13 protein-coding genes are annotated in these 12,176 nt (G+C 55.4%); 12 read left to right on the forward strand and 1 reads right to left on the reverse strand.

The window, feature by feature from the left end; translation table 11 throughout:
* Positions 1 to 159: 159 nt before the first annotated feature.
* The 5 genes from ACP4CD_RS03725 to ACP4CD_RS03745 all read left to right on the forward strand — a co-directional run bounded on the left by ACP4CD_RS03725 (position 160) and on the right by ACP4CD_RS03745 (position 5,303).
* On the forward strand, positions 160 to 555 hold the full coding sequence (locus tag ACP4CD_RS03725) for a bacteriohemerythrin (RefSeq protein ID WP_426993623.1): 396 nt from the start codon (positions 160 to 162) through the stop codon (positions 553 to 555).
* A gap of 249 nt (positions 556 to 804) precedes the next feature.
* Complete coding sequence (coxB, locus tag ACP4CD_RS03730; RefSeq protein ID WP_082885614.1) at positions 805 to 2,025, forward strand: cytochrome c oxidase subunit II; 1,221 nt, start codon at positions 805 to 807, stop codon at positions 2,023 to 2,025.
* 57 nt (positions 2,026 to 2,082) lie between these two features.
* Complete coding sequence (gene ctaD, locus ACP4CD_RS03735) at positions 2,083 to 3,699, forward strand: cytochrome c oxidase subunit I (protein WP_064030440.1); 1,617 nt, start codon at positions 2,083 to 2,085, stop codon at positions 3,697 to 3,699.
* Between the two features lie 165 nt (positions 3,700 to 3,864).
* Positions 3,865 to 4,410, forward strand: a complete 546-nt coding sequence (locus ACP4CD_RS03740) for a cytochrome c oxidase assembly protein (protein WP_064030442.1) — start codon at positions 3,865 to 3,867, stop codon at positions 4,408 to 4,410.
* Positions 4,411 to 4,424: 14 nt separating this feature from the next.
* Complete coding sequence (locus tag ACP4CD_RS03745; protein WP_064030445.1) at positions 4,425 to 5,303, forward strand: cytochrome c oxidase subunit 3; 879 nt, start codon at positions 4,425 to 4,427, stop codon at positions 5,301 to 5,303.
* A 62-nt stretch (positions 5,304 to 5,365) separates the two neighbouring features.
* Here ACP4CD_RS03745 and ACP4CD_RS03750 read toward each other — a convergent pair whose 3' ends face one another.
* Positions 5,366 to 5,635, reverse strand: coding sequence for a twin transmembrane helix small protein (locus tag ACP4CD_RS03750; protein WP_064030447.1), 270 nt, complete (start codon positions 5,633 to 5,635; stop codon positions 5,366 to 5,368).
* Between the two features lie 73 nt (positions 5,636 to 5,708).
* On the opposite strand from ACP4CD_RS03750, the gene ACP4CD_RS03755 reads away from it, so the two are divergent.
* The 7 genes from ACP4CD_RS03755 to ACP4CD_RS03785 all read left to right on the forward strand — a co-directional run bounded on the left by ACP4CD_RS03755 (position 5,709) and on the right by ACP4CD_RS03785 (position 12,174).
* Positions 5,709 to 6,455 carry an SURF1 family protein gene (locus ACP4CD_RS03755; protein WP_426993625.1) on the forward strand — a complete coding sequence of 249 codons (747 nt, stop codon included), beginning with the start codon at positions 5,709 to 5,711 and terminating at the stop codon, positions 6,453 to 6,455.
* A gap of 46 nt (positions 6,456 to 6,501) precedes the next feature.
* The gene (locus ACP4CD_RS03760; protein ID WP_426993627.1) at positions 6,502 to 7,038 is read left to right on the forward strand and encodes a hypothetical protein; all 537 of its coding nucleotides are present in this window, start codon (positions 6,502 to 6,504) and stop codon (positions 7,036 to 7,038) included.
* A gap of 5 nt (positions 7,039 to 7,043) precedes the next feature.
* A complete protein-coding gene (gene ftsY, locus ACP4CD_RS03765; RefSeq protein WP_426993629.1) occupies positions 7,044 to 9,080 on the forward strand; it encodes a signal recognition particle-docking protein FtsY in 2,037 nt (678 codons plus the stop codon).
* Between the two features lie 4 nt (positions 9,081 to 9,084).
* The gene (ftsE, locus tag ACP4CD_RS03770; protein ID WP_426993631.1) at positions 9,085 to 9,741 is read left to right on the forward strand and encodes a cell division ATP-binding protein FtsE; all 657 of its coding nucleotides are present in this window, start codon (positions 9,085 to 9,087) and stop codon (positions 9,739 to 9,741) included.
* A gap of 2 nt (positions 9,742 to 9,743) precedes the next feature.
* Entirely contained in the window at positions 9,744 to 10,706 is a 963-nt protein-coding gene (ftsX, locus tag ACP4CD_RS03775) for a permease-like cell division protein FtsX (RefSeq protein ID WP_064030459.1), read from the forward strand.
* A gap of 5 nt (positions 10,707 to 10,711) precedes the next feature.
* Positions 10,712 to 11,155 (forward strand): YcgN family cysteine cluster protein, encoded by a 444-nt coding sequence (locus ACP4CD_RS03780; RefSeq protein WP_426993633.1) that lies wholly within the window; start codon positions 10,712 to 10,714, stop codon positions 11,153 to 11,155.
* A 92-nt stretch (positions 11,156 to 11,247) separates the two neighbouring features.
* Positions 11,248 to 12,174 (forward strand): diguanylate cyclase, encoded by a 927-nt coding sequence (locus ACP4CD_RS03785; RefSeq protein WP_426993635.1) that lies wholly within the window; start codon positions 11,248 to 11,250, stop codon positions 12,172 to 12,174.
* The last annotated feature ends 2 nt before the right edge of the window (positions 12,175 to 12,176 follow it).

Consider the following 12,176-nt stretch of genomic DNA (forward strand, 5'->3'; position numbering starts at 1 on the left):
GACTGGCCGGGCCTCTCGGCGCAAGGAGACGATGGTGGCGCCGGTTCGAAGGGCCGGCGGCCTGAACTTAAAAAGTCCGTATGGACTGATTGCCGCTGGCGGAATCCGGGACGAATTCGCGCGGCGCATCCTAAATAAAAAACAACCTGGAGGCGTTTTATGGCTTTAATTACTTGGACCGCGGATCAGTATGGCACCGGCGTGGGCTTTGCCGATTCGGAGCATCAGACTTTGTTCGGTTTGTTGAACAAACTGTACGACGAGGCAACCGGCGGCGCGGCGCGCGCGACGGTCGGCGCTTCCTTGGATGCTTTGATCGCTTATGTGGTCGATCATTTTGCTCATGAAGAACGGGAAATGATGGCCAAGGGTTTTGGCGGTTACGATCGCCATAAAGCCGAGCACGAAGCCATGGTCGGTATTTGCGCGGATTTGCAAAAGAAATTTCACGCGGGTCAAGCCGAAGTGACCGAGGAAGTCGGGCAATTGGTCAAAGGCTGGTTGGATAGCCATATTCCTACCTTCGATATGTCGTACTCCGATACGCTGAAATAAGTCCCAAGCCGACAGGCTAAAGCGGTCACAAAGGCTTGCGAGCAGCAATGTTCGCAAGCCTTTTTTACGCGTAAATTGCCGAAACGGGAAAACCTCTTCTGGTTTGCTGCTCTACGATGGGGTAAAATTGCTCAGTTTATTTAAGACAATTATCTGTAAAGGGAACCGCGGGCCTGGCCGGTTGGGCGCGCAATGTTACAGAAGATATAACGCATACAAGTTTATAACTACTAGTGGGGAGGCTGCTCCGTGAAGAAAACAAAGCAACTGCTCGCGTGTCTGGTTTTGATGGCCTGGGGCCTGGAGGCGGCACACGCGGACTACACACTCAATCTTGTGCAAGGTGTGACACAACTCAGTCATGAGCTTTACGATTTGCACATGCTGATCCTTTGGATATGCGTATTCATCGGTGTCGCGGTGTTCGGTACGATGTTTTACTCGATTTTCCATCATCGAAAATCAAAAGGTCACGAAGCTTCGCAGTTTCATGAAAATACGACGGTCGAGATCATTTGGACCATTATTCCCACGCTGATTCTGATCGGTATGGCGATTCCGGCTACCAAGGCCGTGGTCGATCTGGACGGAACCCAGGAATCCGAGATGAGCATCAAGGTGACCGGGAAACAGTGGTATTGGGACTACGAATACCTGGATTCGGGCGTTCACTTCGAAAGCCATTTGGACGAAGCCAGCGAAAAAACCCATAGGGTCAGCACGATGGACCCGCGCGCGGTGCCCAACTACCTGCTGAACGTCGACAAACCGTTGGTGATTCCGATCGGTAAGAAAATCCGCTTCCTGTTTACCGCCGCCGACGTGATTCACTCCTGGTGGGTGCCCGATCTGGGCTGGAAAAAAGACGCCAATCCCGGTTTCGTCAACGAAGCCTGGACCCAAGTCGACAAGCCCGGCGTCTATCGCGGCCAATGCACCGAGCTGTGCGGGCGCGACCACGGCTTCATGCCTATCGTCGTCATCGCGATGGAACAGGAGCAGTACGACGCCTGGGTGAAATCCACGCTGGAAAAACAAAAACAAGCGCCGGATTTGAGCAAGCTGACCCGGTCTTCGCTGCTAATTAAGGGCGAATCGGTTTACTTGAAAAACTGCGTGGCTTGCCATCAAATCGACGGCAAGGGCATCAGCGGTTGGTATCCAGCGCTGAGCGCCAGCGCGAAAGTGACCGGCAATGTCGATCAACTGATCGGTTTCGTGCAAGCCGGTACCAGCAAAATGCCGGCGTTCAAGAAATTGCCTGCCGACGAATTGGCCGAATTGGTGACCTATCTGCGGAATTCTCCGAATCTGGGCAACAATGTCGGCGATGAGTTCCAACCTTGTCAGGCCTTGACGCTCGACGATTTCGACGATTTGTATCCGGATATCGACGATGCGGCTCAACAATGTAAAGAGAACGGCGAAGTCAAACCCAAGGTTGTCGCCGAGAACAAAGTCGGCTCTTGATTGGAACCGGTTTTCTAGGGTTGAACTCACTATCTATTATTTCTTGAGGTATTACGTATGACTGCTGTCGTAGCTGAACATGATGATCATCACGATCACCACGATCACGGCCCGGATAAGGGTATTCTGCGCTGGATAATTACCACCAACCATAAAGACATCGGCACGATGTATCTGGTGTTCTCGCTGGCGATGTTTTTCGTCGGCGGTAGCATGGCGTTGATTATCCGCTCGGAATTGTTCGAGCCGGGATTGCAATTCGTCGATCCCAACTTCTTCAACTCGATGACCACGATGCACGCATTGGTGATGGTCTTCGGGGCGGTGATGCCGGCTTTCGTCGGTCTGGCCAACTGGATGATTCCGATGATGATCGGCGCGCCGGATATGGCGCTGCCGCGGATGAACAACATGAGCTTCTGGATGTTGGTGGCTGGCGTGTTGCTGATCGCCAGTACCCTGTTCATGGAGGGCGGCGCGCCCTCGGCTGGTTGGACGCTGTATCCGCCACTGGTATTGCAAACCGGAAAAGCCTTGCCGTTCGCGATCTTCGCGGTTCACTTGCTGGGTGTGTCGTCGATCATGGGGGCGATCAACGTGATCGCGACCATTTTCAACATGCGCGCCCCGGCAATGACTTTGATGAAAATGCCGCTGTTCGTCTGGACCTGGCTGATCACCGCATTCCTGTTGATCGCGATCATGCCGGTTTTCGCCGGTGCGGTGACGATGCTGTTGACCGACCGTTTCTTCGGCACCAGCTTCTTCGATGCGGCCGGCGGCGGCGACCCGGTGTTGTATCAACATATCTTTTGGTTTTTCGGTCATCCCGAAGTGTATGTGATGATTCTGCCGACCTTCGGCGTGGCTTCCACCATCATTCCGGTCTTCGCTCGCAAGCCGTTGTTCGGTTACGCTTCGATGGTCTACGCGACCGGCGCGATTGCGTTCCTGTCGTTCATCGTTTGGTGCCATCACATGTTCACCGTCGGTCTGCCGATTGCCGGCGAGCTTTACTTTATGTATGCGACGATGCTGATTGCGATTCCGACCGGCGTGAAAGTATTCAACTGGACAGCGACGATGTGGAAAGGCTCGATGACCTTCGAAACGCCGATGTTGTTCGCGATCGCGTTCGTGGTGTTGTTTACGATGGGCGGTTTCACCGGTTTGATGATGTCGGTCGCGCCGGTCGATTTTCAATATCACGATACCTATTTCATCGTGGCGCATTTCCATTACACCTTGGTACCGGCTTCGGTTTTCATTCTGATGGCCGCCGGGTACTTTTGGCTGCCTAAATGGACCGGGCATATGTACAACGAGAAAATCGGCAAACTGCATTTCTGGTTGTCGGCGATTTCGGTCAACATCCTGTTTTTCCCGCAGCATTTCCTGGGTCTGGCCGGCATGCCGCGCCGTATTCCGGACTATGCGATTCAATTCGCGGATTGGAACATGGTGTCCAGTATCGGCGCGTTCATCTATGGCTTCAGTCAATTGCTGTTCGTTTACATCGTCATCGATACGATTCGCGGCGGTACCGGCGAGAAAGTCACCGACGAAGTCTGGGAAGACGCCAGCAAGCACAGCTTGGAGTGGACCGTGGCGTCTCCCGCGCCTTATCACACGTTTGCCACCCCGCCGGAAAAAATTCCGACAGAGCATTTTTAATCGCTAGGCGAGCGGCTTGGACGGCGGCCCTCCTGTCGGTAAGATCCGACAGGAGGGCGCGAGGATAGAGATGAATATCAAGACTAAAAATATTTTGACCGCGCTGGCCTTGGTCGCGGTGGCGTTGACGATTTATGTGTTCGCGGTGATGAAGGCCATGTCGCAATGAGCGGCGAAGAGTTGCGTGGTAAAAACCGCAGACTGGCCGCGAAACTGATCGGCGTGGCGGTGCTGATGTTTGGTTTCGGTTATGCGCTGGTACCGCTTTACGACGTGCTTTGCGAACTCACCGGACAAAACGCCACGCTGGAAAGCGTCGCCAAGACGGAATCCGAGTTCAAGGTCGACGAGTCGCGGGAAATCACGATGGAGTTTTTGACGTCGCTGAATCGTGCGGTGCCGATGGACTTTAAGGTGGAAACTCCCAGTCTGAAGATTCATCCCGGCCAATATTATTCGGTGGGATTTCACGCGAAAAACTTGAGCGATCGCAGGATTAAGGTACGCGCGGTAGCGACTTACACGCCGGGCTTGGTCAAGGAATACGTCACCAAGGTGATTTGTTTTTGCGAGTTGGAACAGATATTCGATCCGAACGAAGAGAAGAACATGACGGTTCGTTTGGTTGTCGATCCGAAACTGCCCGAGCGCTATAAAAACATTACGCTGTCTTACACTTTTTTTGAAATTACTGAAAAATCTGAAAATTAACGAAGGGGAAGGTTATGTCTACAAACACAGCTTATTACATCCCGCATAAAGCCACTTGGCCGGTGATGGCCACCGCCGGTTTGATGCTGACGCTGGCGGGCTTTGCAAACCATTTGAACGGCAACTCGATCGGCTCCGGCATGATGTTGGCCGGTTTCGTGGTGTTTCTGGTGATGTTGGGCGCGTGGTTTGCGTTGCAAGCAACCGAAAGCGAGTCCGGCATGTACAACCACGGTGTCGGTATTTCCTACCGGATGGGCATGATGTGGTTTATTTTCTCCGAAGTGATGTTCTTCGCGGTGTTCTTCGGCGCGCTCTGGTACACCCGCAATCTGTCGGTGCCCTGGTTGGGCGCGACCGACGGCGCGTTCGTCAGCGGTCCGGGTCGTTCGACCTTTACGCTGTGGGACGGCTTTAGCTCGACTTGGCCGACCAACGGTCCCGGTAAAGTCGGCGGCGATTTCGAGCCGATGGGCGCCTTCGGTTTACCGTTGATCAACACCTTGTTGCTGTTATCCAGTGGCGTTACCTGCACCTGGGCGCATCACGGCTTGTTGGCCAAGCATCGCGGCCAGCTGATCAAAGGCCTGTTGGCTACCGTTGGCTTGGGCTTTTTGTTTGTCGCCTGCCAAGCTACCGAGTACTACGAAGCCTATCACGAGATGGGTTTGACGCTGGGTTCCGGGATCTACGGTTCAACCTTTTTCATGTTGACCGGTTTCCACGGTTTCCACGTTTGCGTCGGTGCGATCATTCTGTCGGTCGTGCTGTTCAGAAGCTGGAAAGGCCATTTTACGCCGGAAAATCATTTCGCTTTCGAAGCGGCGGCATGGTATTGGCACTTTGTCGACGTCGTCTGGTTGGGCTTGTTTGTCTTCGTTTACTTGATGTAAACGCCTGCTTTCGTTAACGAAAAAAGCGCGCTCGGCGACGGGCGCGCTTTTTTTGCCGGCGTTTAGCGGCCGGGATTTTGAGGAGCGGATGACGCCGGTTTTTGGTCGGCGTGCATTCTGGCGCCCAGGCCGTGCGGTTGAATCAGGCCGGTGGCCAAGGCCAGCACCAACAAAATAAACAAGCCCAGCGACAAGCCAATTCTAAACGTCAGGGCTTTGGCGGTTTTACGCGAATCTTCGTCGCTTTTGTGTCTGACCAAATGAAACAGCGCCGAGCCCAGGCTGACTAAAATGGCGAGAAAAGCGACAATAACGAATATTTTGATCGGCATGGCGGGAAAGTCGGCGCAAAAGCGCCATTCTCGACGATTCCCAATGGCTTGCCAATACTTAGGGCGGTTTTAGATGATTAAATTTCGGCTGTTTCCCATGGAGTGGCGCTGGTCGCCGGCCCTATTGGTGGCTTATGTCGCAATGATGGTGTTGCTATGCAATCTGGGCTTCTGGCAATTGCGCCGCGCGGATGAAAAACAAGCTTTGCTCGACGCGCAACACGCCGCGCAAATGTCGGTCGCGCTGGATTTGAACCAGCGGATACCGGGCGAGCCGGAGCTAGAGGCGATTCGGTATCGCAAGGCGACTTTACAAGGGCATTACGACGACGCCCATCAATTATTGCTCGACAATCAGGTACACGACGGCCGGCCCGGATATTTGGTGTTCACGCCGTTTTTGCCCGCCAACGGCCAAGCCGCGGTCTTGGTCAATCGCGGCTGGTTGCCGCTGGGCCGAGATAGGCGAGTAGTCCCCGATTTAAGCATCGATACGCCGGTCGAACAGTTGCGCGGCCACATCAACCGTTTTCCCGACGTCGGCATTCGGCTGGCTGGCGGCGGGACGCCGGGCGAAGGCTGGCCGGTTCGCACTCAGTACGTCGATTTGGCTGCGCTCGGCGTCAAATTCGGCTACGCGCTGGCGCCGTTCCAACTGGAATTGGATACGGATCAACCCGCCGGCTATCTGCGGGATTGGCGTATCAACATGGTCATTCCGCCGGAAAAACACCGGGCCTATGCAGTACAATGGTTCGGTTTAGCGCTAACGCTAAGCACCCTAATGTTTTGGAACAGTCTTCGTAAACGTCGTGAGTAAACAACAATTAAAAATAAATCGTCTCACCATTTTAGGAATCTTCGCAATGACGGCGATTCCATTTAGCATCGCTTGGTATTTGGCGGCGCATCCGGACACCGTCAGATTGGGGACCAATCATGGCGAGTTGATTCAACCGCCGCTTCAGACCGAACCGGTCAGTTTTGTCGGTGCAGATACGTTTTCCCAAGAAAATATCGGGGAGTTGAAGGGGCACTGGGTACTCATTAATCCGGTATTCGGCGCGTGCTCGCAAGTGTGCGCCGATGCCCTGCATAAATCCCGGCAGATCGGTCTGATGATAGGCAAGGACATCGCCCGAGTGCGGCGCTTGGCTTTGCTAAGCGACGGACAAGTCGCGCTGCCCGGCCAATGGCGTGAGGATGCGCGCCTGCTGAAAGCGCTGCCGGCCGATGGCTTGCGGGCGGGATTGTCCGGGATAGCCGGCCAAGCCCCGGTCGAGGGTGCCTTGATCATCATGGACCCTCTCGGCAATCTGATGATGAAATACCCGCCCGGATTCGATCCCTATCAAGTCAGAGACGACTTAAGCAAACTCCTCAGAATTTCCCAAATCGGTTAATAAACATGTTCAGAAGATTATTATTGTGCGGGGCCATCCTGGCGCTGCTGGTCATCGTGGTCGGCGCCTATGTCCGCCTCGGCCACGCCGGCTTGGGTTGTCCGGACTGGCCCGGTTGTTACGGCAAAGCCGTCGTCGCCGATACCGACCAATTCAAGGCCGATGCGGCGGCCGCGTTCGGCGGGCAAGCGGTTGATGTCGCCAAGGCCTGGAAGGAAATGGCCCATCGTTATTTAGCCGGCGCGCTGGCGGTCTTGGTGTTGCTGGCCCTGCCGTTCGCTTGGCGCGAGCAAAAACGCGACCTCGCGGTCGGCTGGACCCTGGTTATCGTATCGCTGATTGCCAGCCAGGCGGCGTTGGGCATGTGGACCGTGGCCTCCAAGCTGACCCCGGCGGTCGTTACCGGACATTTGTTATTGGGATTCATGACCTTTTGGGCGCTGGTTTGGGCTTATCTGCGCTTGGATCCGGCGCTGAGCCGGCGTTCGGTCAGTTCCGGGCCGATGTGGCTGACCGGATTGGCGATGTGGGTGGTGCTGGCGCAGATCGCGTTGGGGGGATGGGTCAGCAGCAACTACGCTGGGCTAGCGTGCGACGATTTCCCGCGTTGCCAAGGGGTTTGGCTGCCGGCGGCCGACTACTGGGATGCATTGAATCCGTTCCGTCCGCAAGGGCAGTTGTTGAGCGCCGCCGCGCTAGCGGCTGTTCACACCGTTCACCGGCTGGCGGCCGGCCTTACCTTCTTGGTCGTGAGCGCGTTGATGCTGGTAGCGACCGGCGACCGCTATCCCAAACCGGTACGCTTGGCAGGTAACCTGGTCAGCCTGGTTTTGTTGCTGCAAATCGTACTAGGGATCTTCAGCGTCAAATATAGTCTGCCGCTGGGATTGGCGGTTGCGCATAACGCGGTGGCGGCTTTGTTGATGGTGCCGTTATTGGCCATTGCCTTGTACAGCCGTTACGGTTTTCCCGAAGCCGAAGCCGAAGCCGAAGCCGAAGCCGAAGCCGAAGCCGAAGCCGAAGCCGAAGCCGAAGCCGAGGTTTCTGTTGGCGAAGCGGCGATTCCGGCAACGGTCGGTGAGGTGGCTTTGGCACCGGTGCCCGTCGAAGTGCCGGTGGCGGAGAGTCTGTTCCAACGCCTGAGTAATCAACTGCAAAAAACCCGCGGCGGTTTCGGATCGGTGCTGGGCAGCTTGGCATTCGGCAAGAAAGCGGTGACCAAGGGTTTGCTGGTCGATTTGGAGGCGAGTTTGCTGATGGCCGACCTCGGCATCGAAACGACGACCCAATTGATCGAACATTTGCAAAAAACGTTGGAGAGCGAACAGCTGGCCGACGGCGATGCCTTGCTCGATGCGCTAAAGCAGCAACTGCTGACGATACTGAAACCCTGCTCGCAAGCGCTAAAAATTCCGGAACGGGATGGACCGTTCGTGATTCTGGTAGTCGGCGTCAACGGCGTCGGCAAAACCACGTCGATAGGTAAATTGGCCAAGCGTTTGCAGCAACAAGGGCATAGCGTGATGCTGGCGGCCGGCGATACTTTCCGGGCGGCGGCGGTCGAGCAGTTGCAGACCTGGGGCGAGCGTAATAATGTGGCGGTCGTGGCGCAGCACACCGGCGCCGATTCGGCATCGGTGATCTTCGACGCGCTGCAATCGGCCAAATCCAGGGGCGTGGACGTGTTGATCGCGGACACCGCCGGGCGTTTGCACACCAAATCCAATTTGATGGACGAGTTGAAAAAGATAAAGCGGATCATGGCCAAATTGGACGACAGCGCGCCGCATGAAGTGTTGTTGATTCTGGATGCCGGCACCGGCCAGAATGCGTTGTCGCAGGCTAAAATATTCAACGAAGCGGTTGGCTTGACCGGTTTGGCCCTGACCAAACTGGATGGTACCGCCAAGGGCGGCATCATTTTCGCGTTGGCCAATCAATTGCATATCCCGATTCGCTTCATCGGCGTCGGCGAGAGTATCGACGATTTGCAGGACTTCGATGCCGAGCAGTTCGTCGAGGCCTTGTTCGCTAAAGACTAACGCCATGCTCAAGTTCGAACACGTCAGCAAACGTTACCCCGATGCCGGCGAGGCCTTGATCGACGTCAGCTTTCATCTGCAAAAAGGCGAAATGGCGTTTCTGACCGGCCGCTCCGGCGCCGGCAAAAGCACATTGCTGAAATTGATCGCGATGATGGAGCAATGCACGCGCGGTAACATTTTCCTGGACGGTCAGCTCATCAACCGGGTCAGCGAGCGTAAAGTGCCGTATTTGCGGCGCGGACTCGGTCTGATCTTTCAGGACTATAAACTGCTAAACGATAGGACCGTGTTCGATAACGTGGCGTTGCCGTTGGTGGTGTCCGGCTATCAGGCCAATGAAGTGGCGAGGCGAGTGAGGGCGTCGCTGGACAAAGTGGGGCTGTTGGGCAAGGAGCGTAAATATCCGCTGGCCTTGTCCGGCGGCGAACAACAACGGGTCGGTATCGCGAGGGCCATCGTCAACAAACCCAAGTTGATAATCGCGGACGAGCCGACCGGCAACCTGGACCCGGATCTGTCGGCCGAAGTCATGCATATGTTCGAGCAGTTCAAGCAAGTCGGGGTTTCGGTGTTGATCGCCACTCACGATATCGAGCTGGTTCACGTGCTCGGCTATCGGGTGCTGACCTTGGACAAAGGGCATATGGTGGCGAGTTGACGATGAGACAAGTACAGCGCAAACATTTCGGCCAGCGCTTGAACGACCGTTTCCAGGCGTATTTGCTGAATCACGCCCACGGTCTGTTTTCCAGTCTCGGCCGCTTGACCCGTTCGCCGTTCACGTCGGCGATGACGGTGCTGGTACTGGCGATCGCGGTGTCGTTGTCCGGCGGTTTTTACATCGGCGTTGCCAACATTCAGCAATTGACCGGGAATTTGGAGAGCAGCAATCAAATGTCGCTGTTTTTACACGACAACGTCACCGACGCCGCCGGTCAGAAGCTGGTCGAACAACTGCGGCAAAATCCCAGCGTGGATGCGGTTAAGTTGATCACCAAGCAGCAGGCTTTGGACGAATTCAAGGCCAATAGCGGTTTCGGCGACGCGTTGAATGCCTTGGAACAAAATCCGCTACCCAGTGTGGTCCAGGTTCAACCTAAGCATACCCTGGAATCCAACGCCGACATCGAAACGCTGATGGCGGAGTTCAAACAATTGCCGCAAGTCGATTTCGTGCAAGTGGATATGCAATGGGTGGCCCGCTTGCAGACCATCATGACGATTGCTAGCCGCGGCGTGATGTTGGTCAGTTTGCTGCTGGGTTTCGCGGTCACCTTTATCACCGGCAACACGATTCGGCTGGAGTTGCAGAATCGTCAGGACGAAGTCTATATTTCCAAATTGGTCGGCGCTACGAATGCCTTCATTCAGCGGCCGTTTCTCTATACCGGGTTTTGGTTGGGATTCATCGCCGGTTTTCTGGGCTGGTTGATCGTGACGGTGATGTTGCTGATCTTGGAGTCGCCGGTTGAGAAATTGTCGGTGCTCTATAACAGCGCCTTCGAATTATTGTTTCTGAGTTTCGGCGAGTTTTTGCTGTTGCTGACGATTTCTTCGGCGCTGGCCGTCTGCGGTGCTTGGGTCGTGTTGCATTATCAATTGCGCTTGCTGAAGCCGGAGTAGTCGCGATGAACTTTTGGGAAACCAAGACGCTGGCCGAAATGACCACCGAAGAATGGGAGTCGTTGTGCGATCGCTGCGGCAAGTGCTGTTTGAACAAACTCGAAGACGAAGATACCGGCGAGATCGCGCTGACTCGCGTCGTTTGCGATTTGATCGATTTGGACACTTGTTCTTGTAGCCGCTATGCCGAGCGCTGCACATTGGTGCCGGATTGTTTGGACTTGAAACAACACGATTTCAGCGCGTATCACTGGATGCCCGACACCTGCGCCTATCGTTTGTTGCTGGATGGAGAGGCGTTGCCGGAATGGCATCCGCTGATTTCCGGGCGGCTGGACACCGTGGCGGAGGCCGGCATTTCGGTGACTGGGTTCGCGGTCAAGGAATCGGAAGTCGACGATATGGAAGACCACATCATCGCTTGGCTGCCGCCGAAACCCAGGGATTAGCGATGTCAAACATCGTCGTCGACCCTCTTACCCTACTTTTTGGCAGGTTGAACTAAAATCGTGTTCGTTAAAGGGAGGATTAGGCGGAGCGTATGAAAGTTTTAGTCGTCGACGATAGTAAGGCGATACGGCAATTGGTGGCGGAGTGCCTCCGTGAATTGCGGCATCAAGTAGACTTTGCCGAAAACGGAGCGGAAGCCCTGCAATACGTTGCCGATCAGGACGTCGATCTGGTGTTGATGGATGTCGAGATGCCCCGCTTGAACGGCTTCGAGGCGACTCAGGCCATCCGTGAGTTGCGAAAATCCGATTGGTTCCCGATCGTGTTCTTGACCACGCGCACCGACGACGACTCGTTTTGCCAAGGCATACTGGCGGGCGGCGACGCGTACTTGCAAAAGCCGCTGAATCCGCTACGTTTGCGGTACACGATGGTGGCGATGGAGCGGATTTACTTGATGCGCCAAAAGTTGCAAAAATCCCAGCAACAGCTGCAATTGGTCAACCAAGAGCTGGAGTGGCTGTCGCAGAGCGATCAATTGACCGGGTTGGCGAATCGCCGCCGCTTGGATAGCGTATTAGCCCTGCAATTTGCGCTGGCGCAGCGCAATAATTCGGTACTATCGGTGTTGGTTTGCGACATAGATTACTTCAAGAAATACAACGACAGCTACGGACACGTGCGCGGCGATGAATGCCTGGTCGAGGTCGCCAAGGCCTTGTCCGATCAGTTGCGTCGCAGTACCGATCTAATTTGTCGGTATGGCGGCGAGGAGTTTGTCGCGGTCTTGCCGGCGACCTTGTTGGTTGAAGCGCGCGAATTGGCCGAACGGATGCGCCATGCGGTCCAGGCTCTGGGCATTGCTCACGCCTCGTCCGAGTGCGGACGCGTGACGCTCAGCATCGGCGCGGCCGCGCACCTCGGCCAATACTCGTCCCCGGACGAATTGATCAAGGCCGCCGACGCCGCGCTTTATCGCGCCAAGCAGTTGGGCCGGAATCGGGTGGAAATAGGTTGAAC

Origin of the sequence: Methylomonas stagni (genome assembly GCF_050154735.1) — a bacterium.
GTDB classification, from domain to species: domain Bacteria; phylum Pseudomonadota; class Gammaproteobacteria; order Methylococcales; family Methylomonadaceae; genus Methylomonas; species Methylomonas koyamae_A.